The 25,196-nt window shown below is 44.5% G+C and carries 23 protein-coding genes and 1 other RNA gene; 9 read left to right on the top strand and 15 right to left on the bottom strand.

The window, feature by feature from the left end; all coding sequences use genetic code 11:
- Positions 1 to 19: 19 nt before the first annotated feature.
- The 3 genes from OPS25_RS04080 to OPS25_RS04070 all read right to left on the bottom strand — a co-directional run bounded on the left by OPS25_RS04080 (position 20) and on the right by OPS25_RS04070 (position 5,249).
- Positions 20 to 295 carry a hypothetical protein gene (locus OPS25_RS04080; RefSeq protein WP_265616381.1) on the bottom strand — a complete coding sequence of 92 codons (276 nt, stop codon included), beginning with the start codon at positions 293 to 295 and terminating at the stop codon, positions 20 to 22.
- A gap of 795 nt (positions 296 to 1,090) precedes the next feature.
- A complete protein-coding gene (locus OPS25_RS04075) occupies positions 1,091 to 3,886 on the bottom strand; it encodes a TonB-dependent receptor (protein ID WP_265616380.1) in 2,796 nt (931 codons plus the stop codon).
- 262 nt (positions 3,887 to 4,148) lie between these two features.
- Positions 4,149 to 5,249, bottom strand: a complete 1,101-nt coding sequence (locus tag OPS25_RS04070; RefSeq protein WP_265616379.1) for a tryptophan 2,3-dioxygenase family protein — start codon at positions 5,247 to 5,249, stop codon at positions 4,149 to 4,151.
- A gap of 116 nt (positions 5,250 to 5,365) precedes the next feature.
- Here OPS25_RS04070 and OPS25_RS04065 point away from each other — a divergent pair, with 116 nt between their 5' ends.
- Positions 5,366 to 5,644 (top strand): late competence development ComFB family protein, encoded by a 279-nt coding sequence (locus tag OPS25_RS04065; RefSeq protein WP_265616378.1) that lies wholly within the window; start codon positions 5,366 to 5,368, stop codon positions 5,642 to 5,644.
- A 22-nt stretch (positions 5,645 to 5,666) separates the two neighbouring features.
- Here OPS25_RS04065 and ffs read toward each other — a convergent pair.
- Positions 5,667 to 5,763: signal recognition particle sRNA small type (gene ffs / locus OPS25_RS04060), an RNA gene on the bottom strand.
- A gap of 89 nt (positions 5,764 to 5,852) precedes the next feature.
- Positions 5,853 to 6,911, bottom strand: a complete 1,059-nt coding sequence (locus tag OPS25_RS04055) for a Glu/Leu/Phe/Val dehydrogenase dimerization domain-containing protein (protein WP_265616377.1) — start codon at positions 6,909 to 6,911, stop codon at positions 5,853 to 5,855.
- Positions 6,912 to 7,101: 190 nt separating this feature from the next.
- Between OPS25_RS04055 and OPS25_RS04050 the strand changes: the two genes are divergently transcribed.
- Positions 7,102 to 7,569, top strand: coding sequence for an Lrp/AsnC family transcriptional regulator (locus tag OPS25_RS04050; RefSeq protein ID WP_169210139.1), 468 nt, complete (start codon positions 7,102 to 7,104; stop codon positions 7,567 to 7,569).
- Positions 7,570 to 7,602: 33 nt separating this feature from the next.
- Here OPS25_RS04050 and maiA read toward each other — a convergent pair whose 3' ends face one another.
- From maiA to pspA, 7 genes are all read right to left on the bottom strand, one after another.
- Positions 7,603 to 8,256, bottom strand: coding sequence for a maleylacetoacetate isomerase (gene maiA / locus OPS25_RS04045; RefSeq protein ID WP_265616376.1), 654 nt, complete (start codon positions 8,254 to 8,256; stop codon positions 7,603 to 7,605).
- Between the two features lie 15 nt (positions 8,257 to 8,271).
- Positions 8,272 to 9,282 (bottom strand): fumarylacetoacetate hydrolase family protein, encoded by a 1,011-nt coding sequence (locus tag OPS25_RS04040; protein ID WP_265616375.1) that lies wholly within the window; start codon positions 9,280 to 9,282, stop codon positions 8,272 to 8,274.
- 272 nt (positions 9,283 to 9,554) lie between these two features.
- The gene (gene tyrR / locus OPS25_RS04035; RefSeq protein WP_265616374.1) at positions 9,555 to 11,111 is read right to left on the bottom strand and encodes a transcriptional regulator TyrR; all 1,557 of its coding nucleotides are present in this window, start codon (positions 11,109 to 11,111) and stop codon (positions 9,555 to 9,557) included.
- Between the two features lie 134 nt (positions 11,112 to 11,245).
- Complete coding sequence (gene phhA, locus OPS25_RS04030; RefSeq protein WP_265616373.1) at positions 11,246 to 12,043, bottom strand: phenylalanine 4-monooxygenase; 798 nt, start codon at positions 12,041 to 12,043, stop codon at positions 11,246 to 11,248.
- A gap of 187 nt (positions 12,044 to 12,230) precedes the next feature.
- Entirely contained in the window at positions 12,231 to 12,671 is a 441-nt protein-coding gene (gene pspC, locus OPS25_RS04025; protein ID WP_265616372.1) for an envelope stress response membrane protein PspC, read from the bottom strand.
- Positions 12,668 to 12,907 (bottom strand): envelope stress response membrane protein PspB, encoded by a 240-nt coding sequence (gene pspB / locus OPS25_RS04020; RefSeq protein WP_265616371.1) that lies wholly within the window; start codon positions 12,905 to 12,907, stop codon positions 12,668 to 12,670. The genes pspC and pspB overlap by 4 nt, the downstream gene beginning before the upstream one ends.
- Before the next feature lie 64 nt (positions 12,908 to 12,971).
- Entirely contained in the window at positions 12,972 to 13,661 is a 690-nt protein-coding gene (pspA, locus tag OPS25_RS04015) for a phage shock protein PspA (RefSeq protein WP_265616370.1), read from the bottom strand.
- Between the two features lie 210 nt (positions 13,662 to 13,871).
- Here pspA and pspF point away from each other — a divergent pair, with 210 nt between their 5' ends.
- The 6 genes from pspF to OPS25_RS03985 are packed head-to-tail and all read left to right on the top strand — an operon-like array spanning position 13,872 to position 20,295.
- Positions 13,872 to 14,972: a phage shock protein operon transcriptional activator gene (gene pspF, locus OPS25_RS04010; protein WP_265616369.1), complete on the top strand. Its 1,101-nt coding sequence runs from the start codon at positions 13,872 to 13,874 to the stop codon at positions 14,970 to 14,972.
- A gap of 3 nt (positions 14,973 to 14,975) precedes the next feature.
- Complete coding sequence (locus OPS25_RS04005) at positions 14,976 to 16,601, top strand: ABC transporter substrate-binding protein (RefSeq protein WP_265616368.1); 1,626 nt, start codon at positions 14,976 to 14,978, stop codon at positions 16,599 to 16,601.
- Entirely contained in the window at positions 16,598 to 17,629 is a 1,032-nt protein-coding gene (locus tag OPS25_RS04000) for an ABC transporter permease subunit (RefSeq protein WP_407080209.1), read from the top strand. Before OPS25_RS04005 ends, OPS25_RS04000 begins: the two co-directional genes overlap by 4 nt.
- The gene (locus tag OPS25_RS03995) at positions 17,616 to 18,509 is read left to right on the top strand and encodes an ABC transporter permease subunit (RefSeq protein WP_265616367.1); all 894 of its coding nucleotides are present in this window, start codon (positions 17,616 to 17,618) and stop codon (positions 18,507 to 18,509) included. Before OPS25_RS04000 ends, OPS25_RS03995 begins: the two co-directional genes overlap by 14 nt.
- Complete coding sequence (locus OPS25_RS03990; protein ID WP_265616366.1) at positions 18,509 to 19,504, top strand: peptide ABC transporter ATP-binding protein; 996 nt, start codon at positions 18,509 to 18,511, stop codon at positions 19,502 to 19,504. The genes OPS25_RS03995 and OPS25_RS03990 overlap by 1 nt, the downstream gene beginning before the upstream one ends.
- Positions 19,501 to 20,295 carry an ATP-binding cassette domain-containing protein gene (locus tag OPS25_RS03985; protein ID WP_265616365.1) on the top strand — a complete coding sequence of 265 codons (795 nt, stop codon included), beginning with the start codon at positions 19,501 to 19,503 and terminating at the stop codon, positions 20,293 to 20,295. The genes OPS25_RS03990 and OPS25_RS03985 overlap by 4 nt, the downstream gene beginning before the upstream one ends.
- Here OPS25_RS03985 and OPS25_RS03980 read toward each other — a convergent pair.
- Genes OPS25_RS03980 through OPS25_RS03970 form a run of 3 tightly spaced genes read right to left on the bottom strand, consistent with a single transcriptional unit; the run spans position 20,292 to position 23,515 of the window.
- Complete coding sequence (locus tag OPS25_RS03980; RefSeq protein WP_265616364.1) at positions 20,292 to 21,422, bottom strand: sodium ion-translocating decarboxylase subunit beta; 1,131 nt, start codon at positions 21,420 to 21,422, stop codon at positions 20,292 to 20,294. The two genes, OPS25_RS03985 and OPS25_RS03980, sit on opposite strands and share 4 nt — an antisense overlap.
- A 3-nt stretch (positions 21,423 to 21,425) precedes the next feature.
- Positions 21,426 to 23,228: a sodium-extruding oxaloacetate decarboxylase subunit alpha gene (gene oadA / locus OPS25_RS03975; protein WP_265616363.1), complete on the bottom strand. Its 1,803-nt coding sequence runs from the start codon at positions 23,226 to 23,228 to the stop codon at positions 21,426 to 21,428.
- 2 nt (positions 23,229 to 23,230) lie between these two features.
- Positions 23,231 to 23,515 carry an OadG family protein gene (locus tag OPS25_RS03970; RefSeq protein WP_265616362.1) on the bottom strand — a complete coding sequence of 95 codons (285 nt, stop codon included), beginning with the start codon at positions 23,513 to 23,515 and terminating at the stop codon, positions 23,231 to 23,233.
- A 209-nt stretch (positions 23,516 to 23,724) separates the two neighbouring features.
- On the opposite strand from OPS25_RS03970, the gene OPS25_RS03965 reads away from it, so the two are divergent.
- On the top strand, positions 23,725 to 24,909 hold the full coding sequence (locus OPS25_RS03965; RefSeq protein WP_265616361.1) for a beta-xylosidase family glycoside hydrolase: 1,185 nt from the start codon (positions 23,725 to 23,727) through the stop codon (positions 24,907 to 24,909).
- Positions 24,910 to 25,196: the final 287 nt, after the last annotated feature.

Raw genomic sequence — 25,196 nt, 5'->3', positions numbered from 1 at the left:
TATACATACCCCATTATACTTATCTACCGTCTGCACCAGTAGTCATTGAACCTTTTTGTAGACGTGTCCAACCTTCGCGCGCAGCTTCTTCCATTTGCTCACGTTCTTCTGCTGTATGACAAACACGGGTCATGCGATTCGATCCAATTCGCTTCTCCATCTTACAAACCTGTCCATCATCTGCTTCCAGATTACTATTTTTAGCAATCCGGTCTGAATCAGCGGTAGAATTACAGCCGACTACTCCGAATAAAAGCGGAACCACTACAGCTAAATTTTTGTAAAATTTATTCATCTAACTTTCCTTTTACTGTCCATAAGTTAACTTACCTAAAGAGTAGCCGATTGGCGTACCCATTTTGATAAAATCCCTTTCTCATTTAATGCTACCGGTACTCCCATATGATAGCTGTCACAGAGTACTTTACCGGTTTCATTTACATTCAAAAAAACACCTCACCCCACTTTTGGCGCTAATTTAATAATGACTTTAGAAAATATCGTCCCCCCACCTATTTTGACGGAATTTAGATATACCAAAACAGTTTTATTACGTTGTGCACCATTAACGGAGATTTGATTGTTTTTTCGTCTGCTATACTAAACGCATTTTGTGACCGCGATACGCTTGGTCCCGTTTAAAATGCAGTAAGTTTAAAGGCTCTCCATGCTCCACTAATGTGCCTGATATCTTGACCAAGTGCAAGTCGATATCCCGGATAATATAATTGGTTAATTCAGTGGGATAACCAGCCGAATGGGTCACTCGGAGATGGTTCAATTCGCACTTGACCGGCAAACATGGGACAAGGCTACACGTGCGCTAAATCCTCTTAAAATATGGTTAAATTCAAAATATGAAAGGACAAAATCGGCGATTGAAAGGTTAATGAAATTCTATTTCAGTTACTTTTTAATGACAGGTTCGTCTTTATTACAGCAACGAGTAGCCACGAAAAGGCATTCTGAATTTCTCCCGCTATCCGATGTAAATCCGTGTATCAGGCAACGTCCACACGCCTGTTAGGTAATATCACAAGACAAATAAAAAAGGCCTCTTGCGAGGCCTTTTTTTACAACTAAGGAAATCTTAGAAGTTTACATTTACGCGACCGTAGAAGAATCTTCCAGGTACTTCGTACATTGATGGGTCGAAGCTGTTAGCAAACGTTGAGTAAGATACTTCTGGATCTGTATCAAACGCATTGTTAACACCTAAGGTTAAACGAAGGTTATCGTTAACTGCATAGCCCACTGAGATATCGTGGTAAGCCATGGCTTCAAGTTCGTTGAAGCTGTCTCCACCTACCTCTGTACTTGGGTCAGAACAAAGTTGCTGATCCAGTTCGCCGCCGTCGATAGCACACTCTTCGGTAGTGTTACCGATATAACGTACTAACCAGTTTGCAGTGAAATCATCCATTGCCCAAGTTAAGCTCAAGTTGGTACGTAAACGTGGTACCACGTCACGGTCACCCGCTTTACCAGCTTCGTTGATAACGGTAGAAGTATTTTCTACTGGATCCACGATGATGATTGAACGCTCATCGATGTAAGTTCCATCCCAGTTAAGGCGGAAATCACCGAACTCGGTTTCAAAGTTATAGGCAATGTTATAATCGAAACCAGATGTGGTTTGACCACCCAGGTTAATCAGACCGTTGAACAGGTCAACAACGTTACCCGCTGGACCACGCTGAATCAGGCTACAAAGGTTCTGACCAGTTTGCGCACAAGCATTAAGAATAGTTTGAGCACCAACACTCGATACCGCATTATCCACTTCTATATCAAACACGTCGAAAGTAACTTCTAAACCTTCAACTTGTGATGGAGAGTATACAAAACCGTATGTAAAGCTTTCAGCTTCTTCAGCTGCAAGGTTTTGGTTACCACCTACAGTGATACGAATTTGTGAGTTAGGCTGCTGGTAGCCTGCTGGAATGCCCGCACAACCTGGAAGGTTCGGGTTAGCTGCTGCACCGCCATTACATGGATCCGTTAATGGAGGGAAGCTATCACTGTTTCCTCTAAATAACTCAATCAGTGATGGAGCACGGAAGGCTTCAGAGTAAGTACCACGGAACATCAAGTCATCGTTTACGCGCCACTTCAAGCCCACTTTAGAGTTGGTAGTATCACCGAAGTTGCTGTAATCAGAGTAACGAGTCGCTAGCTCTAGATCCAATTGCTCAACTGCAGTCATGTCTGCCAATAAAGGTACGGCTAATTCCAGGTAAACTTCTTCTACGCTGAATGAACCTGAGGTAGGCTGACGAGCGTTACCTGAAGTAATACCAGCTGCGATAATTGCATCAGGCTGGTCAAAACCTTCCTGCCAACGCTTCTCATAACCAGAAGCGAATGCCAAATAACCTGCTGGTAATTCGAAAAGTTCACCAGAAATGTTAGCGGTATAACTTTCAAGTTTAGTGCTTGAAGTGTCCTGAGCGGTAAAAGTGATATAATCAAGCATTCCTTGAGTGATAGTACCTTGACCGATATCCGTAGAACCACCAAATAGATTTAATGGAACACAATCAGCGTCAGCGCGACATACTGCCGGATCACCGATCGCTTTTTTCACACGGTCAGTATTTAACAGACCATCAGTCATCTGATTTTCTGTGATATCAGCATACGTGTAAGTCGCATCCCAATAGAATTCACGGTCAGCAAATTCAAGAACACCTTCAAAACCACCGTTGAACTGGAACTGGTCAACGTTTTGCTTAAAGCTACGATAACCAGCTTCAAACATACGACGGCCGACTAAGAATAAGTTGCCCGGCTCGCCAAATGGAATGTCAGTGCTTAAATCTTGGTCCGTTGGATTGAAACGGTTATCTTTAGAGATTACGAAACCAGTATCTCCAAACGCGCTACCAAAGAACAAAGGTGTTGGTGCAAGTGCTTGCTCAGATTTACGGTTACCGTAAAACGCAGTGGTATTTACAGAGATATTATCGGTTAATTCATAACGCGCCTGGCCGTAAATATTGGTTCTTTCCTGTGGCGTAGAAAGGTAGTTAAACGGAGCGAAGTTAAAACGGCTGCCCGGTTCTTGCCACTCAGTTAGGCCACCATTTCCGTCACCAGAACGGTCTAGGAAGTTTGCGCCTTCATCAAAGAATATGAAACGACCAAATGGTGTACCAGATGAACCACCGAAGCCTTCAGGGGTACCAAATACAGGAACCGCTGAAATTTCGCGATCGCCTGCGAATGTTGGCTCTTCTTCAACGTAACTGACGTTTAGGTAAACGTTACCTTTGTCGCTTTGCGTACCGAAGCCAATATCCCATTGTTCTTTGTTACCGTCGCCTTCATCGTACTCACCAAGATAGCCAGATGCGTGAACACCTTCAAAGTCTTGACGAGTGATGATGTTAACAACACCAGCGATCGCGTCAGAACCGTAAACTGCAGATGCACCATCTTTAAGAACTTCGATACGCTCGATAATAGAAGCTGGGATGTTGTTAAGGTCAACTGAACCACCTAAACCAGGTGCCCAACGCTTACCATTAACAAGTACCAGAGTACGGTTTGAACCAATACCACGAATGTTAAGAGTTGTCGTTCCATCACCACCGTTGTTGTTGTTGGTGTTGATTGCAGAACCTGCAGAAGGAATAGACTGAAGTACGTCACCGATTGATGTGATACCGAATTTTTCGATGTCAACGCGGCTCATTACGGTAACTGGGTTTGCACCTTCGATGTCAGCACGCTTGATACGAGAACCGGTAACTTCGATTTTTTCTACCGTGTTTGCTTCTGCATCTTGTGCTAGAGCGCCAGTTGGTGCAACCATGGCTGCTGAAGCAGCACCGAATGCACAAGCCAGCTTCACTGACTTAGCCAGTTTAGAATTTGTAAACATGTATTGTCTCCCTGGACCACTAAAACTTAGTGTGTGTTTCTAAATCGTTTAATACGACTTATTATTAATAAGGTCATTGCCTCAACTTGATAATAACCACATCCTGTAGGGGCGGTCAACCGCCATTTTGAAGGCCGCCCTGAAAAGTTCCATTTTTTTTTGGCTATTTTTGCCATTTGCGTAAAAATATAGTTACAAAAAAATTACAAGCTTGTGAAATCATCGGCTTTAGTTAACAAAACCGGCCTTAAACCAGTAAGTTTTACTTACCTTCATCGCTTAAATAAAAGCCTAAATAGCGCTTAATAGAAGGTGGTAACTCAGGCAACATGTCTTTTGGCAGTAAAAACGTGGCCATATTGAAAAAATCCAAAAAGATTCGGTTTGATTCAGTGGTTTTCTTTAAATAATGATGACCAGAAGAGCCACCGGTACCTATCTTGGTACCCAACATTCTTTGTACCATCATCGCATGCCGGTAACGCCAGATTGTCAGTTTCTCATCTATTTCAGTTAAGGCGGTGATTAATTGGAAAGGTAAATTGAAGATAGGTTCTTCGGCATATTGCTTTATAAAGAGAGCTGAAAGCATAGCTTTATGGCTTAGCCTAAACTTACCCTCGCCGCGCAACGCGACATACTTTTGCTCATCGAACAATGCATCAAAGTTTTCACGGGTTGCCTGCCAGTCTTTAAGCTCCTGATAGCGTTCTTTATCAGAAAGCGTCGGGTTATTCTCAATGGTTTGCTTGTCTGCCTCAAGTAACTCACTGGTTGCTTTTTCATAATGATCCAAGAAATCAAAATCATCTTTTTTCAACAATGGCATTCTGCAAAGCCATTGATCAACCAGCTCGAATAAACTAGGTTTCTGTTCCAGATTCTCTAGCAGGGCTCTATCTCTTTCTTCCAGCCGGTTATAAAAACTCTGCTTATCAAAATCAATTCTGTATTCACGTTTTAAGCCTAGAGAAATTTCGAGCCGTTTAAACTGAATACTCTGGAATCCAGAAGCGGGTACCAGATAATCCCGAAACGATAAAAACTGTTGGGGCGTCATGGTTTCCATTACGCTGATTTGATCATTCATTAGTTGTTGAATTTGAATAATTCGGTGCAGTCGGTGCACGACAGTAATAAGTTCCTGATCTCTAACCTGGTTTTGGGAGAAGGTGTCTATAACCGAATTTAGTTCATGCAGCACTTGTTTAAACCACAGTTCATACACCTGATGTACAATAATAAACAGCGTCTCTTCGTGAGCAGGACTACCATATTTTTCACTCTGCAGGTGTTGCGCTCCCAGGATTTTATCTAATTGCAGATAATCACCGTAGTAACAAGGTTCGATATTTTTTTTCATAAGGATTTCGATTAGGCTTGTTAATTAATTGCTAAATTCTATCACTGCCTACTCGACATCAACAATAAAGCAGCTATAAGAAAAGAGTTAAGGCGTAAACTTAAAAGGAAAGCCAAATGAAGTTAGATGATGATATCCATAACTACTATGAACACCTTGTCCTTGAACATATTAAGAAACTGGGATTAGACAAGAGTAAGTCAGATGATTATTTAGCTGACCTGTGCTGCCTTACATTAAATCAAATACCGCCGCGCTACATACGCTTTGAAGTGGATATGGCGTTCTACTTGCCACAAAGTGAAAAGCAACAAATGGAAATGAATGTGGAATATGCTGTAGAAAAAGCCATTAAGTATTTAGATCAGGCAGAGAATAAAAAGCGCGAAGCGTGAAGGGCTAAAAATTTGGGTGGCAAGCTCCCAGCCACATCCCGGCACATGAGTCGTCTGCTGCGGCTGCTCCCTTCCGGGCCTGACCGGGTTCACAGAGTATCATTGCGGGAGGACCAGGAACCTACCATTGAATCGTTACTGAGTAGCGCCGCTTTAAAAGCAATAGCCTCTCAAGAGCGGCGCATTATGACGACTTGAATGACAAGTTTCAAGCTTTGTTTGTAAAGCGCTCTTGCGCGATGACGTTAGCAACACGATTAGTTGCTTTATCTTCTTTGTCTGCGCGCTCAAAAATCTCTTTAAGCGTTATGCCGATTTCTTCAATATGCGTGCGCATTGCTTCATTTGACGACTGTTCCATACGCTGGTGATAGATATCAATAACACCCCCCGCATTGATAACGTAATCGGGCGCGTACACGATTCCGCGTTTACGCAACAGTTCGCCCATTTCTTCACGTGCCAACTGATTATTGGCCGCGCCGGCAATGACCTTCGCTTTTATATCTGGCAGGGTTTCATCATTGATAGATGCACCCATTGCACACGGCGCTATCACATCAACGTCTAATCCATAAATATCTTCTGGGGCGACAGCGGTTGCACCTAATTCACTAACTGCTCGTTCAATCCCATCTGGATAGATATCAGTTACAAATAACTGTGCGCCAGCATTATGCAGATGCTGTGCTAAACGGTAACCAACGTGTCCCATCCCCTGGATCGCAACTTTAATGCCCTTCAGGTCACTATTTAATGCATACTCAACCGTGCTGCGAAGGCCTACAAACACACCGTACGCAGTTGAAGGTGCAGGGTTACCATCAGGCGTTTCACCGGCGTAATGATATTTGGCACTAGTACCAGCGATGAATTCGGATTGGGTGGCCATCTCTTGCAGATCCGTAACGGCAATTCCGGAATCTTCGGCAGTAAAATATTTACCACCTAACGAATCAACAAACCGGCCCATTGCGCGCATCATGGCGGGCGTCTTCATTTTTCGCGGATCGCCGATGATAACTGATTTACCACCCCCTAGCTTCAAATTAGCCATGGCTGCTTTGTAGGTCATCCCTTTCGACAAACGCAAAACATCATTTAAAGCCTCTGCGCTATTTATATAGGGCCACATTCTACAACCGCCCAGCGCTGGGCCAAGATTGGTATTGTGAACCGCAATAATGGCTTTCAGGCCTGCTTCTTCATCGTGGTAAAACGCCACGTGTTCGTGCTTATCGAACTCCGGATGATCAAATACTGACATAACAAATTCGTGTTAAAGTAAGGTGGCTCAATTCTACTAAAAATAATAGAGGACATGCCTTGCTAATCGTCGTGAAGAAAATTAACATCCCGCAATACAAAGTTTAACTTCAATTTCTTATCGGGATAGTTATCCTATAAAAAATTAATAATCAATAGTGTTTATTATAGATGCGGCGGATCCACCCTACATGAAACTAGACAAATTTGATCGCGAAATCCTTCGCGTTCTCCAACAAGATGCTACCGTTTCCATGGCTGATTTAAGCCAAAAGGTAGGCTTATCTCACACTCCCTGCTGGAGGCGAGTAAAGCGTATGGAAGCAGAAGGTATCATCCTGGGCAAAGTGACATTATTAAACGCCAAGAAACTAAACCTGGGTGTATCGGTGTTTATTTTTATTACTTTAAAAAATCACGATGGTGACTCATTAACCGACTTTGAAAAAGCGGTTGAATCGATTGATGAAATCGTAGAATGTCATACCACCAGCGGGGAAAAAGATTATTTACTGAAGGTGGTAGTGGAAAGTATTGAAGAGTACGAACACCTGCTTAAATCAAAACTTACGCATTTACCATTAGTGGACCATTTAAGTTCGACCTTTGCTTTAAAGCAGGTGAAAAATACCACAGAACTGCCTATAAAAAGTCAGTAGAAAAAAACGCCAAATAAATATTTGGCGTTTTTCTTATTGTGCATCAGGCTGGTTTTCCGGCCTGGCTCGCTGAAACGCAGCTAACTCTTCGCAGTTTTCGCCGATTTTCTTAATCAATGGAAAATCCGTTAATTCCACCCCAAAGCGTTTGGCATTATAAATTTGCGGTATGAGACACACATCGGCTAGTGTGACATCAAAACCAAAGCAATACTTCCCTGCCTGTGTTTGTAAACGTTTCTCGATAGTAGTAAAGCCGCGTCTGGTCCACTCGGCAGCCCACGCGACCACTTGTTCCTGAGAGGCATCAAACTGTGACTTTAGGGCATTAAGTACACGTAGATTTGCGATAGGCTGGACATCGCATGCCACATCCATAGCTAATGCTCTGACGCGCGCACGTTCCAAGGCATGGGCGGGCAATAAAGGGGTCCTGTCAGGATATTTTTCATCCAGATATTCAATCATACTCATTGACTGACTAAGAATGATATCTTCCTCATCGTCAACCAATGTGGGAACCAATTGAGATGGATTTAGCCGGACATACTCATCCTTGTTTTGCTCGCCACCGTCTTTTACCAGATGCACTGGAATATATTCATATTCCAGCCCCTTTAAGTTCAGCGCGATACGGACTCGATAAGTAGCCGACGATCGCCAGTAACCATATAGTTTCAAAGCCATACAATACCGCCTGAATTAATTTAGCTTCTTAATAGTTTGGCTAATTTCGCCAAAAATACTATGCCCATCTGAATCACGCATTTCCATATGAATAGTGTCACCAAACCGCATAAACGCAGTTGAAGGTTTACCATCACGTATGGTTTCAATCATTCGTACTTCAGCAATACAAGAGTAACCTACTCCACCTTCACTAATAGCAGAACCATGCTCAGTTCCTTGTTTATTTGAAACAGTGCCGGAACCAATGATGGTGCCCGCGCCTAAGTTTCTCGATTTGGCGGCATGGGCAATTAGCTGTCCAAAATCAAATGTCATATCTTCGCCAGCTTCTGGCTTGCCAAACAATTCGCCGTTGTAAGTAGAAAGCAAGGGTAAGTGAACTTTATTTTCTTTCCATTTGTCGCCCAGTTCATCAGGTGTAACCGCTACAGGCGAAAATGCGGAGGCGGGTTTAGATTGAAAGAATCCAAACCCTTTTGCTAACTCACCGGGGATCAGCCCACGCAGGGAAACGTCATTAACCAGCATCAACAGACGAATTTTGCTAGCCGCGGTTTCTGGTGAGCAGGCCATCGGGACATCATCCGTTACAACTGCAATTTCGCCCTCAAAATCAATACCCCATTCATCGCTGGGTAAAATAACATCATCGCGAGGGCCAATAAAATCGTCTGAACCGCCCTGGTACATCAGTGGATCTGTCCAAAAACTTTCAGGCATGGTGGCGCCACGCGCTTTTCTAACTAGCTCAACATGGTTAACGTACGCACTACCATCAGCCCACTGATAAGCACGAGGCAGCGGCGATTCACATTTACTTTGCTCGAAGGCTTCACTTTCCACTTTGCCACTATTCAATTGCTCATAACGTGCTTGCAATTTTTCCTCTACTGCACCCCAGTTATCCAGTGCATCCTGCATTGTCGCCGCAATATCGCTGGCAGAGCAAGTCTGTTTCAAATCACGACTTACTAACATCAAGGTGCCGTCGCGCGTATCGTTTTTATATGTTGCCAGTTTCATAGTTATTTTTTCCCCTTTGCTAATCGGCGGTGGCTTCCTTCCAGTAAATGGAGCAAACAAATAATTGTTTCTTAAAACATAGGAAGCTAGTTGGCGTTCCCAATCTGTCAGATTACATATGACTTACATGGTGACGACTGAAAACATTCATAAACAATGTGTTGCATATGGTAGAACATAATAATACCAGTTTCATTGTTGTAGGGATGAAACTGGTACATTACAACGGGTGGAAGTGAGTGAAAACGTAAATTATTTTCAACGTATCGTAATTAAACTTTTACAGTCCCTTTATTTATGCCGTATTCGCGTAACTTATTCGCTATCGCGGTGTGACTCAGCCCTAATTTTTTCGCCAGCTGACGCGTGCTAGGATACGAGGGATAAAGGCGTTTCAATAAATCCTTTTCGAATTTCTTAACTTCTTCATCCAACGTACCCTCAAAGTTTTCATCGATATAGGTCGCCGTGGGTGCACAGTTCGGTACTTGCACATCTTCCTTACTGATTTCATTTCCATCCAATAGTGACAAGGCCCTATATAATGCATTTTGCATCTGACGGACATTGCCAGGCCATGGATATTGTTGTAGAAAATCTGCACAACTCTTAGACAATTTGGCAGGACGTCTACCTAACTTGCCACTATGCTGCATGATAAACAGTTCGGCTAGGGGGATAATATCCGCGCGACGTTCTTTTAAAGACGGCATGACTAAACTAAGTACATTCAGACGATAATAAAGCTCTTTTCTGAAGCGCCCTTCTTCTACCAACGCTCCTAAATCCTGGCAAGTGGTACAAATTATTCTTACATCTGCGGTAACAGGCTTATCATCCCCCACCCGCCTAAACTCGGCGTTTTCTAAAACGCGTAACAATTTTCCCTGGAGTTGCTGCGACATATCAGCAATTTCATCCAGCAACAGTGTTCCACCTCTTGCCTGTTCGAGTAAGCCTACTTTCCCATTAGGCTGATTATAGGCACCAGGCGCACAGCCAAACAATTCGGTTTCCGCAACGTCGTCGGGTAGTGACGCACAACTTAGCGCTAAAAACTCCCCTTCACTTCGACGGCTGGCTTGATGGCAGGCTTTAGCAATCATCTCTTTGCCTGTTCCCGTTTCTCCAAATATCAGAATGGGGGCATCTAAGTCAGCAATTTGCTTGGCCTCGTTTACGGCTTTTCGCATTGCCGCTGAGTCGGTTACAAAATGGTCAAAACTGTCCGTTTCAATTTGATGAAACGCAGTAAATTGCTGGCCCAAGCGAATTTCTGATTTCAGCATCACAACCGCGCCGGCGAGAATCGGCGTGTTTTCATCGTCAGGTACGGTGATAGGGAGGATATCTGCCAGAAAATCTTCTTGCACAAATTTAACTTTAGCTGATTGGTGTTTAGTTTCTTTTCCTTCCATCCAACGTATGAAATTAAACCCTTTCACCAACTCGCCGATTTCTGTGCCCTTTATTTGGGCGGCACTCAGATTCAGATCTGATAATACTGCCTCATTGCACATGACGACTTGACCGCGCGTGTCGATAGAAAACACCGGATCAGGTAACGTTCGCAGCACCGCAGACAACTGATTTTTTTCTCGTTCGCCAGGCATAAAAGGCGTGGTTTTTACGTCATCAATACCATCTATTCGCCTGATCTGCGGCATTAAATGCTGAAAATCGGCGAATTCAATATTCGGAAAGTTTAGGAAGATTTTACCGCTTTGCTCTATTTCGATGCCGCGTAAATCAATTTCGTGGGTGACAAGAATGTCGAGTACATCCTGGGTAATCCCAAGGCGATCCTGACAGGAGATTTCTAAACGCATACCAAACTTGCTTTATGTAAACTAAGTTTTACAGAATATCACAATTTGTGATCATGAACATAAAAAGTTTTGTTAAAAAGGAGGTATCAAGCGTAGCGGAAAGTGAAGCGGAAGCTGAGCTCCCGCCCGACAGTTTAACCGGCTTTTTTCTCTTTAGGAGGGAATAATGGTTCAAATAACCCTTTCGTTTTGGCAACTTCAACTAATGCCATGATATCCATTTCTGAGATAGCGAACAGGTCATCAAATTTGTCCAAAATATAGTACAGCGGCTGCATGATATCGATGCGATACGGTGTACGTAATGCGTCAACGGGATCTAATGGCTTACGCACAGGTTTATCGCTCTCAAGGGCATAAATGGTTTCACCAGGCGAAGAAAGAATTCCTCCTCCGTAGATACGCAGCCCTTCTTCTGTATTAACCAGGCCAAACTCAACCGTAAACCAGTAAAGGCGTGCCAGATATACACGATCCTCTTTACTGGCAGCTAGGCCAAGTTTGCCGTAAATATGTGTAAAGTGAGCAAACGCCGGGTTCGTCAATAAGGGGCAATGACCAAATATTTCATGAAAAATATCTGGCTCCTGCAAATAGTCAAACTCTTCACGCGTGCGAATAAATGTTGCCACAGGAAATTCTTTATTCGCAAGCAGACGGAAAAACTCGGTAAAATTAATAAGCGCTGGGACTTCAGCCGTTTTCCAACCGGTCGTTGCCAGTAACACCTTGTTAATTTCTGGTAGCTGTGGAATAGACTTTTCGGTTAATCCAATTAACTTCAGACCATCCAAATATTGCTGGCAGGCTCGGCCCTGAATAATTTCCATTTGTCGATGATACAGTTCTGACCAGATTTGGTTTTCTTCGTCACTCCAGGCAATAAAACCATTCTCATCTGAAGGTTTCGATTTGTACGTTGTGCCTTTCATAAAATTTCCGCATAAGCTTTCTTAAATTTGTACGCTAGTCTAATCAAATTTAGGTCGTCCTGAAGAGGCTGAGGGTAGAATGGTAACAGCGAATCTGTAACAGTAAATTTACATAAGCATGTAGCCCGCTGCATTTAAACGATAAAAAGCAGCGAATGCTGCTTTTTAAAATAAAATGGAAAACCTTTTAGAGTCTGCTGATTTCTCTATTCAATTGAAACTCTTTTGAAGTGACGTATTTCTCCATGCGTCTTAGTCTCGCCTCAGATTCAGCGAACCGTTTAGTAATATCGTAGAACGCTTGTTTCGGAGGTTCACCCGCTTGCCAAACTTTGGTTTTCACCGAAACTTTATCCACATCCGTTACTTTGTTACGCCAACCTTTACCCCCATGTTGAAAAATATTGTCAATTGGAGCAGTGGCTGAGCTATTCGGTTTCTTGTCCAAAATAAACCAACCAGCAATATAAGCAACGAACATAAAGGGGCCTGCAAGTAAGAAAAAGCTTGTGACAAAGAGAATTCTTACCAACCATCTTTCAATGCCGAAGTAGTTTGCGATTCCGGCGCAGACTCCCGCTATCCTTGCATGCTCGGTATCGCGATACAGTTGCTTGCGTTCACTCATGCTCTGTTCCTCCACTGGGGAGCCTCAGTGTCCAATATTGCTTCAAGTGTCTGGATGCGCTCAGACATCTTTTCAGCAGATTCGGCCAGCTCCTGCAAGGTTGCATACTCTTCTGCACTTAAGCCTTGGTTTACCTGTTTTTTGCTTCGATAGTGCAGAATAAGCCAAATTGGCGCCACGAAAATCATGAAAATTACCAACGGCGCAATTATTAGCGCAATTACTCCCTCTTCCATACATCACCCCCTCTGTGAATCTACTTTTATACGTGCTTCGCAACGCGAAGCACACTTATATATATTACTTGCTTTTCGACGTTTTCGCCGGTTTTGAAGACTTTTGCACTTTCGCTTTTAAGGCGGCTAACTCTTCATCAATCTTTTCATCTGATGCCAATTCGGCAAACTCGTCCTGAAGCGTTTTCTTACCCAGATCATAAGCTTCAACTTGAGACTCCAGATCATCTATTTTACGTTCATACTGCTCAAAGCGTCCCATTGCCGCATCAACTTTATTACTGTCCAGCGTCCTTTTCACGTCCAGGCGGGAATTGGCCGTTTTCTGACGCATGATAATGGTTTTCTGGCGAGCTTTAGCATCCGCCAGCTTGTCTTGCAGCTGACCAATTTCATCTTGTAGCTTATTGATTTGTTCATCAACAATACTTAACTCTTTTTCCAGCGTCGCTGATGCTTCGCTGCATTTTTTCTTTTCTTGCAAGGCCGCGCGGGCCAGATCTTCACGATCTTTGCTTAATGCCAATTCTGCCTTCGCGCCCCAATCTTGTGATTCGGATTGGTACTTGGCAATTTGCGCGGCGATTTCCTTTTTACTGGCTAACGTTTTAGCAGAAGTTGAACGTACCTCTACTAACGTATCTTCCATCTCTTGAATAATGAGACGAACCATTTTTTCTGGATCTTCAGCTTTATCCAGCAAAGCGTTAATATTTGAATTCACTATATCAGTGAAACGCGAGAAGATACCCATAATAATTACCTCAATCTCGTACCAATGGAATGCGTTACCGCATCTGTTTTTACCTTTGCTGTAGATGTATTCAATATGCTTGCCAATAATTGATATCCAGTTAAGCCATTGGAATAATTAGGTTTTATAATAAGAAAATAATATTCGTTATAGAACTGATTTTAAAGTACACTACTAATTGGTCGATTTCGCTAACAATTGAGGAAGTTAATGAGCCGCTATCGTCAACAAGATAATCTGCTAGGCCAAGCGAACAGTTTTTTAGAAGTATTAGAGCAAATATCTCAGATTGCACCTCTAAATAAACCAGTATTGATCATAGGCGAGCGCGGAACGGGGAAGGAATTAATCGCTGCCCGCTTGCATTACTTGTCGCAACGATGGGACCAAAACTACATTAAACTTAACTGCGCAGCCTTGAATGAGAACTTACTGGAAAGTGAATTGTTTGGCTATGAAGCTGGTGCGTTTACTGGCGCAGCTAAACGTCGGGAAGGGCGCTTCGAGGTCGCACATAATGGCACGTTATTTTTGGATGAGCTTGCAAACACGTCTGGCTTGGTTCAGGAAAAATTACTACGCGTTATTGAGTATGGAGAGTTCGAACGGGTTGGGGGTTCCAAAACACTAAAAACCGATGTGAGACTAATCGCCGCGACAAATGAAGATCTTCCGGCCTTAGCCGATGCGGGAGAATTTCGTGCCGATTTACTGGATCGCTTAGCCTTTGACGTTATTACCATCCCCCCCTTGCGCGAACGACGTGAGGACATCATGTTACTGGCAGAAACCTTTGCGATTAACATGGCACGGGAGTTAGAAATGGAATTGTTTAGCGGGTTTACCGAGAAAGCTAAACAGACGCTACTCAATTATCATTGGCCTGGAAACATACGGGAGTTGAAGAACGTGGTAGAAAGGGCCGTTTACCGCTGTAACAACCCTCACCTGCCCGTTCATCAAATTGTGTTGGACCCATTTGAATCTGTCTTTCGACCAACCTCGCGCATCAAAACGTTAGATCGCAGTGCGCCGGTTAGTGGTAATGCGGCGGAAAGTGATATCGAGATACAGCCTACAGACAATAGTATTAATCAGGTAGAGCAGCGAAAGTCGGAAAGAATAGACTACCCTATAGATTTAAAGGAACGCTCCCAGCAATTTGAAATTGATATGATCAAGCAAGCATTGGCAGATAGTCAATTTAATCAAAAGCGGACTGCCGAGAAACTTAGCCTAACCTATCATCAATTAAGAGGATATTTGAAAAAATATAATTTGCTGGATACTGCTCAAGAGGCTGCCGAATAATATATGTCACCTGTCAGAACGTTCTTTCCAGTCTTATTTTCTGTGGTCGCCGCAATCGTAATAAGCGGATGTACCCAAAGCAATCAGGACGCTTTTTATCGCTCTGGCATCATTTACTGCTCTGAAAGCAACCCTATTAATTTTAACCCCCAGCTTGATACGTCAGGCACCACCTCTGACGCTTCTTCTCATCAGATTTATGGAAGGCTGCTTGATTTTAATCCTGACACGGGTCGAATCGAAGCCAGCTTAGCTAGTAGCTGGATGGTTTCAGACAATGGTCTGAGTTATGAATTTCAATTACGCAAAGGAGTAGCGTTTCACACCACCGACTATTTTTCCCCGACGCGTACGTTTAATGCAGATGATGTGATCTTCAGTATCGACCGCTGGCGTTTACCTTCTCACCCCTATCATAATGTATCGGGTGGAAGATATGCGTATTTTGAAAGTCTTGGTATTGCAGACAATATCCAGGAAGTCACGCGCATCAATAGCTATCGGGTGCGGATAACACTAATAAATCGTGATAGTTCCTTTTTAGCCAACCTGGCCACCGACTTCTCCGTTATTCTGTCTGAAGAGTACGCAAAACAACTAATGGAAAAAGGGATACCCGAAAGGATTGATCACTATCCTATAGGCACCGGCCCGTTTAAATTTCAAAGTTATCGTAAAGACCATTATATCCGTTATAAGCGACATGAAGATTTCTGGCGTGATGTACCTCTCAGCGAACGGTTAATTTATGACATTACTCCCAAAAGCTCGCTACGATTAGCTAAGTTAATAACTGGAGAGTGTGACGCTATTGCTTTTCCTGGACAGACTGAGGTTGAAGTCATTCGCCAGCGCGATCAATTGGAACTAGCTGAAAAACCGGGGTTAAATATAGGTTTCTGGGCCTTCAATACGCAGAAAAAACCTTTTGATAATCCCGATGTACGACGAGCCTTAGCGTTTGCAATTGATAAAAATACCTTACTTGAAGCGGTTTATTTCGATAGTGCGGTACGCGCCAAAACATTACTTCCCACCGCGAGCTGGGCACACCAACGAGATGCGGACGACACTGCCTACAACCCGGTACTCGCACGTAAGCTTCTCAATGACGCCGGTGTACCTGAAGGCTTCAGAATGACCATATGGGCGATGCCGGTGGAGCGGGCGTATAATCCCAATGCAGCGAAAATGGCCGAACTGATGCAACGTTACCTGGCGGATGTCGGCATAAGAGCAGAAATAGTGACCTATGATTGGACCACCTTTCGGCGTCACTTGCGCGAAGGATTACACGACTCAGTGTTAATAGGCTGGTCAGCGGACAGCGGCGACCCTGATAATTTCTATCGGCCTTTACTAAGCTGTGGTGCAATCCCTTCTGGCACCAACCGAGCCATGTGGTGTAACCGAAAATATGATCAACTTATTAATGCCGCACTCAAGACAGAAGATATCGAACAGCGCAAACAAATTTATCAACAAGTGAATAGCCTTTTGTACGAACAGTTACCACTCGTCCCCCTTGCACACGCGTTTCGCTACCAAGCACATAATGCAAGTTTATCGGGAATGACGATTAACCCATACGGTGGAATAAACTTTTCAGGGGTTGAGAAAAAGCTGTGATTAATGCCTTGTCGCGATACACCATTCTATTTACCCTGACGCTATTGGTGCTAGCTGTTCTGTCGTTTGCCCTAATTTATCTATTCCCAGGCGATCCGTTAACCAATCTAACGGGTTTAGTGCCGCAAAATGATATTCAGCGCGAGGCATTAATTAGACAGTTCAAACTGGACCAGTCCTATCCGATTCAGTTTTATCATTATTTACAACAATTATTTCTCGGAAACTGGGGCTATAGCTTTATATCTGGACAACCTTTGCGAGAGGAAATTGGGATCGCGATGCCTGCCACGTTTGAATTGAGTACCTACGCCATGGTAATGGCTTTGCTCATAGGCGTTCCTGTGGGATGCTACGCGGGCCTTAAAAGTTACACTGTTTCGGACTATGCGATAAATACTGCCAGTATATTTAGCTATTCCTTCCCCGTTTTTTGGCTCGCACTGATTTTTATTATGCTTTTTAGTCTGGAAGCCGGTATCGCTCCCTTGTCAGGCCGTATAAGCTTATTGTTTGAAATTCCAAATGTTACCGGGTTTATCTTAATTGATATTCTGTTGGCTAAAAACATCAATCACGGGCTTGCGCTGATAGATGCTGCCAGACATCTGGTTTTACCCACCATGGCAATAGGGCTGATAAGCACCGCAGCGATGATCAGGATAACCCGACGCTCTGTTATTGATGTGATGAATAGCCCCTTTATTACAGCAGCACGCTCTCGAGGACTGAGTAATCGTCAAATTTTTATGCGCCATATTCTGCGTAATGCATTACTTGCGATATTACCGCTTATGGCTATACAAGTGACCACACTGATCACCAATGCGATGATTGTAGAGACATTATTTTCCTGGCCAGGTATCGGTAATTGGTTAATTAACGCCATTAATCAGCGGGACTATCCTGCCTTACGTATAGGCGTGCTTGCGGTTTCAACCATGGTGATCACCTTGACCGTTTTAATTGATATCCTCAATCGACTGATCGATCCGAGTAGGGAAAAGTTCGAACGTGGCACAATTTAGTCTTTATCAAGAAGAATTTCATCCCTCGCCATGGCAGAAAACCTGGCGGGAATTTCGCTCCAGTCACATCGCCTCACTGGGGTTAATGATTTTAATATTTTTCCTCATATTCGCAATATTTGCTCCTTTGCTCGCCCCCTACGATCCTTTGCAGCAAAACGTTAATGCGCTTTTCATCCCACCAAGCTGGAATGTAAACGGTACAATTTCTCATCTATTTGGCACTGATGCATTAGGTAGAGACCTCTTTTCTCGAATAGTTTATGGTTGTCGGGTAACCCTGGGTAGCAGTATCTTGCTTGTTTTGTTAGCCATGATAGTGGGAGTAGCAATTGGCACTATCGCGGGGATGCTGCAGGGCGTCCGCTCCAGTGTAGTTAATCATCTTTTTGACGCCCTAATGGCGATACCTACTCTGCTGATCGCCATAGTCATAGTTGCCATTCTGGGAACGGGTTTAGTTAACAGTATGTGGGCAATTACCCTCGCCCTGACTCCGCAATTCGTTCACCATACGCGGTCGTTAGTGCGCACTGAGATGAAAAAGGAGTATGTGTTAGCGTCAAAGTTAGATGGCGCGAACCATTTCCAGCTTTTCTTTTACTCCATTTTGCCCAATATGATTGAGATGTTAGTGGTGCAAGGCACCATTGCTTTGTCTATTGCTGTTATTGACGTGTCCGCGTTAGGCTTTCTTAATTTGGGCGCGCGTCCTCCACTTCCCGAACTCGGTGCAATGCTGGCAGATGGTATGGAAGTAGCTTATGCGGCGCCGTGGACAGTGGCGTTACCCGGTCTCACCATATTTTTGATTGTACTTGCCATTAATATTGTGGGAGACGGTTTACGCTCAGCACTTAGAAAGAGGTTGACACAATAATGCCAATCTTAGACATCAAGAACCTTACCCTGGAAATGGAAACCGGCGGAACCCGTGTCAAGGCGTTAGACCGCGTCAACCTGTCAATTAACAGCGGTGAGATAAGAGCTCTAGTAGGAGAATCGGGATCGGGCAAGAGTCTTATCGTCTCGGCTATTTCAGGGGCATTACCTCCACAATGGCATATCACGGCAGACAGGATGACCTGGAAGGGCGAAAATTTATTGTCCATGCGCGCAGATGAACGCAGAGAAATAATGCGCCGCGATATTGCCGTAGTGTTTCAACATCCCATTGCCGCCATGGACCCCTCAACCACCCTCGGCGAGCAGCTTGAAGAAAGTATTCCCAATGAACTGGTTGAAGGCAAATTATTCTGGCAGCGTAAACAATCCCGCAGACGTACCGCAATCGGGTTAGTTCACAAGGTAGGCATTAAAAATCACGAGCATTACTTAAATGCGTTTCCCCATCAGATTTCCTCTGACATTGGGCAGAAATTTATGATTGCCATGGCTCTGGTATCGCAACCTGATTTATTGATCGCAGATGATCCGACCCGCGGAATGGAAACCACCACGAAGACCAAAGTACTTAAACTACTTGCCAGACTAAACCAGACTAAATCGCTATCCATATTATTCGTTAGTCACGACTTGCTAGCGATTGCCAGTATGGCGCACACCATGACGGTGCTCTATTGCGGGCAGACAGTTGAATCAGGACAGATGAAACACATTAGAAAACGTCCGCTACACCCTTATACAAAAGCCTTGCTGGACAGTGCCCCCAGTTTCCGAAATGACTTACCGCCAAAGTCATATCTGCCCACTCTGGATGGCACCATACCTACTCTGCAGCATGTTCCCATAGGGTGCAGGCTAGGTCCAAGGTGTCCACGTGCTCAAAAACAGTGTGTGGTTACCCCTGCAGTAAGAAAGGTACATGATCATACCTATAGCTGCCATTTTCCGTTGCATATGGATAAGCTATGAGCGAACTATTAAAAGTCAGTCAACTTCACTTTAAACATAGCAATAAAAAAAATTGGCTTAAAAAACCTGAGATTTTTGAGCTAGGCCCAATCGATCTTGACGTGAAACGAGGGGAAACCATAGCGATTATCGGGGAAAACAGAGCAGGTAAGTCACTTTTAGCTAAGTTGTTGGTAGGGGCGTTAAAAGCGGATAGCGGTCAAATCACATTAAATAACCAGTATGCACCCCAGGGCGTTCAATCAACGCAAATCAGCCATGATGTTCGAATGATTTTTCAGTTTAGTGGGGAAGCGATGAATCCTGGCTTGCCTGTTGGCAAAATTCTTGATGAGCCATTACGCCTTAACACCTCACATAATGAAAAAGAGCGCCGTCAATTAGTTGAAGACGTGTTGATTAAAGTCGGCCTATTGCGTGAACATGTTTATTTTTATCGCCATATGTTATCGGATGGTCAGCAGCAACGGGTGGCGCTTGCGCGCGCGCTGATCCTGCAACCGAAAGTACTCGTCGCAGATGAGCCCTTCGCAGCCCTGGATCCATCCGTGCGTTCCCAAACCGTAAATCTTATTTTAAAGTTGCAAAGTGAGATGGGCCTGGCGTTTATTTTCATCTCCCACAATCTTGGTATTGTGCGACATTTGGCCGACAGAATTATCGTAATGGAAAATGGTCAAATCGTGGAATCGGGCAAAACTGAGACCATCTTTCGATGGCCTCAGCATGAAACGACCAAAAAACTGATATTATCTTATCAGTCGCTGGTCCCCCAACAGACCCTTCGTTAGCCTACTAGCGCTAGCAAAACGCCAGCCGCTACCGCCGACCCCAACACACCCGCCACGTTGGGACCCATTGCATGCATCAGTAAAAAGTTATGCGGATTGGCTTCCAAGCCGACCTTATTTACGACTCTGGCGGCCATAGGAACAGCAGACACACCAGCCGCGCCAATTAGCGGGTTTATTTTCCGACTACTCACGCGACTCATTAGTTTCGCCATCAGCACGCCTGTGGCGGTGCCAATACCAAACGCGATGGCGCCTAACGCCAGTATTCCCAAAGTTTCGACGGTAAGAAACTTATCAGCTGACAATTTTGAGCCGACTGCTAAGCCGAGAAAAATAGTAACGATATTGATAAGCTCATTTTGTGCGGTTTTGTTTAGCCGTTCTACCACGCCACATTCTCGCATCAAATTGCCTAAACAAAACATTCCCACTAAAGGAGTTGCCGCTGGCAAAAATAAAATAGTAAGGAGTAATACTGCTATGGGAAATATTATTTTTTCTCGCTGACTGACTTCGCGCAGCTGTTCCATCTCTATTTTTCGTTCTTCAGGCGTCGTCAACGCTTTCATAATGGGGGGCTGAATAATGGGGACTAAAGCCATATATGAATAAGCCGCCACGGCAATAGCACCAAGTAATTCCGGCGCTAACTTGGAAGCAAGAAAAATGGCGGTTGGACCATCTGCTCCGCCAATAATCGCAATGGCGCTAGCATCTTGTAAGGAAAAGGAAAAGCCCGGTACCCAATTGAGCGCAATAGCGCCAAACAGAGTCGCAAAAATTCCAAATTGAGCTGCCGCCCCCAGCAGCAACATTCTCGGGTTAGCGATGAGAGCGCCGAAGTCTGTCATCGCCCCTACTCCCATGAAAATAAGCAAGGGAAAAACGCCGGTATCAATACCGACCTCATAGATATAGAAGAGTATCCCTCCCGCCTGAGAAAATCCGGCTAACGGGATATTGGTTAATAAGGCGCCGAAGCCAATGGGAAGTAAAAGCAGTGGCTCGAATTTCTTTACGATCGCTAAATACAGCAGCAACAAGCCGACCAGCATCATTGCCATCTGCCCTAGGGTAAAGTGAGCCAGGGCAGTGCTCTGCCATAAAACGTCAAATTTATCCATTTATCAGCCCAGCTCTATAAGTTGCTGCCCACTCTTTACAGAGTCACCTTCTGAAACCAGCACATTTGTTACCGTGCCTGTGTGCGCTGAGCGAATCTCCGTTTCCATTTTCATCGCTTCTAAGATGATGACCACGTCACCATCAGCCACTTTTTGCCCTGTACTGACCAATACTTTAAACACATTTCCTGAAAGAGGTGCGTTTATGGTGTTTGATATAGCAGAGTCGGGTTTAGACGACGTGTCTTGAGGCGCCTTGGTTTGCTGTTTCAGTGCTGCTGAGTTAATGGTGCCGGCGGGACTGACTTCGACATGATATGATTTTCCTTCTACTACTACGTCGTAGGCCTCAGTAGGATTACTCTCAGACTGATTCTCAATGTCACTGGTTGCGGATTTATTGCTTTGGGTCTGTGATTCCCCAGGGGCAGGCTCAAACGCATCGGCGTTGCCACGGTTTTGTAAATATTTTAATCCTATTTGTGGAAACAGCGCATATGTCAGTACATCATCCACAACATCATTTGCAAGTGAAATCGATTGTTCTTCAGCTAGTTGGGACAACTCCTCGGTCAGTGAGTCCATTTCGGGTTTCAACAAATCGGCCGGCCGACAAGTTATTGGCTCGTTACCGTCTAGTACGCGTTGTTGAAGCGACTTATTCACTGGTGCAGCCGTTGCGCCATATTCACCTTTTAATACGCCGGCAGTTTCTTTGGAGATACTTTTATAGCGCTCATCAGTAAGCACGTTGATAACGGCCTGGGTGCCAACAATTTGTGATGTGGGTGTCACTAGGGGTATGAAACCTAAGTCCTCCCGTACCTTCGGGATCTCTTTTAAGACTTCATCAAACTTATCCAGCGCGTTTTGCTCTTTAAGTTGATTTTCCATATTCGTCAACATGCCCCCAGGCACCTGGGCGGTTAAGATGCGTGCATCAACGCCTTTTAAGCTACCTTCAAATTGGTGGTATTTTTTACGGATCTTCCTAAAGTAATCCGCCACAGGTTCTAACTGGCTAAGTTTAATACCAGTATCCCGAGGCGTATTTTCAACAATTGAAACGATAGTTTCAGTAGCTGTGTGGCCATAGGTCATGCTCATTGGCGAGATGGCGGTGTCGAGCATATCAATGTCTGCATCAATTGCTTTTTGATAAGTTGCCGTGCTTAATCCTGTCGTAGCATGACATTGCATGGCGATAGGAACAGAGACGGTTTCTTTCAGCCCCTTGATCAATTCTTCACATGTATAAGGGTTGAGCAAACCAGCCATATCTTTGATACAAATTGAGTGGGCGCCCAGATCCTCTAATTGCTTCGCCATGGTTAACCAGCTATCCAGGTTGTGTACTGGACTGACGGTATAGGCTAACGTGCCCTGTGCGTGAGCTCCGCAAGCTAAGGTTGCTTTTATCGCGGTGGCTAAATTCCTCACATCATTCATCGCATCAAAGATGCGAAACACGTCTACACCATTTTTGTGGGCTCGTTCAACAAACTTTTCCACCACATCATCGGCATAGTGGCGATACCCTAACAAGTTCTGGCCGCGCAAAAGCATTTGTTGACGCGTGTTAGGCATGGCCTTTTTTATTGCCCTGATCCGTTCCCACGGATCTTCTCCCAAATACCGTATACATGCATCAAATGTGGCGCCTCCCCATGATTCAACAGACCAATAGCCAATTTCATCCAGTTGCTGAGCAATTGGAAGCATATCTTCCAGGCGTAAGCGTGTCGCCAGTAACGACTGATGGGCGTCTCTCAAAACGAGTTCGGTGATGCCAAGAGGCTTAGACATGTTTAATCCTTAACGTTAGACTGATGCTGTTTTCTATATTGATGCACCGCGGCTCCTATAACAGCCAATGTGGTGTCATCTATTTTACGAGAAGGTGTGGCTAGTGGCTTTGTCAGCGGTACAGAAGAACTTTCTGCAGGGAAATTACCGGGAAATTTTCGACAAAAGGCTGCGATAAGGTTGATTGCTGCAATTAACAAGGCGAGAAACAAAAAAACAAAAACCATGCCGATGGCAAGCAGGGACGCTGCTTCGACAAGTAGTGTTGAAACTGTCTCAGATTTCATTGTCCGATGTACCAATTTTCCACATTGAGTTAACTATAAGTATCACGTGGTTGGTGGAAACTCAACCAAGGTAAGGGGCTAATTAGCAACCAAGCCCTAAGACAGGTTTGGTTAAACTCGTTCAGGCCAGTTCACTGCTATACTTATGCAAGTTTACGTTTACGCGGCACTTTAAGCAGATTTAATGCCTTTGACCGCAGGGGCTTCCCATGTCACCGCCTTCACAAGCAAAGAATGTTAATGTCCACACACTCCTAATTGTGGCCCTGACCTTTATTTGTGCGCTGGTGATATGGTTAGTCTACGATAGCCTGCGGCCGGCAGCCTCGGCCTGCGAAGCTATATTTCAGCAAAGTGAAATGCAGTTGGGCGTGAAACTGCACGTGTTGAAAAATCAAGGTGAAATTGTTCTGGGCAGACAGCCCATTGCCGAGCTCACTGAAAAAGTGCAAGCAGTAGCAGTTAATTTAAAAGCCTGCTGTGTCATGCACTCGGGTGATACCGACAACAGGGGGTTCGCCCAATGCCAATCGCGCTTCAACCAATTTACTACCTCACTAACGCAACTCGAAAGTCAGGTCTCCAATGCAACACAATTGCATGCGAAAGGGGGTGAGTCTGCATTAGTTGAAGCCCGCCAGGCAGCGTCTGCCCTACTTGAAGATATATATTCCGTTAGTGATAAATTGGAAAATGAAGTAAATACGCTTTCTGCACCGCCCCTGGTGCGCAATGGCGAGCTATTTTTAAGCGAACAATTCGAAGGTGAAGGTATAAACGAACGATGGCGAATTATTAGACCCGATAACGATCGCTGGATGTTACAACCGAGCGAAAAAACCTTACTCATTGTAACCCAGCCTGGCAGTCAGGTCGAAGCTAACGACAGCTTGCGGAATGTATTTGTCTTGAATCAGGCGTTGCCACAGGAGGACTTTGTGGTTGAGACCAAGGTAGCCCTGGCAATACAACATCAGAAAAATGGCGCATCTTTGGGACTGTGGGAAAATGCTGACAACTATTTAGAGGTGGGTTATTTCGGATTTTCACATGGCTATAACGTGCGACGTAGCCCTTTTTTTCGTAAAGAGTTACGCGGAAAAGCACATCTCGTGGAAGAAAACCTCAATCAACATGGGCGCGTTAAAGAGCCTGAGACCATCCATTTACGAATAAGTAAACAGGGCAATAAATATTTAGGGTGGTATGCCTTGGTACAAGGAGATGAAGCCGTAGCAGAGTCAGCGTGGAAATTGATTGCCACTCACGCGGTACCAAACTTTAACGGCAAAGTTGCCCTATGGGCCAGCAATGATGATGGTAAAGTGTATTCTACTACTGCCAGCGAAACACCTGAAATTCCTGTCGAGTTCGGCTATGTGATAGTTAAGTAATACCAAACCACATTGATGTTTGATCAGCTCATTTCACAATGTTGGGCGAGGCCCTATGTTGAAGGTTTAATAAAACTGAAACGAGGGGGTTGGTCACAGCGCCAAGGTCACATAAGCAGTACCATCAAGAGAGAAAAATACGCAGTATATTCTCCCCGCCACGGCAATCCGACACACTACAAACAAAAAACCCACCGTGAGGTGGGTTTGAAAATGGCGCGTGTGGAAGGGTGAAGGCGGATAAAAGCAAGCCAACATTTTGGCTTGCGCCGACTGAACGCCTCTCG

The organism is Alteromonas aquimaris (genome assembly GCF_026183695.1).
Taxonomy (GTDB): Bacteria; Pseudomonadota; Gammaproteobacteria; order Enterobacterales; family Alteromonadaceae; genus Alteromonas; species Alteromonas aquimaris.
The sequence above is the reverse complement of the archived record's forward strand: the minus strand, read 5'-3'. Positions and strand labels throughout refer to the sequence as shown.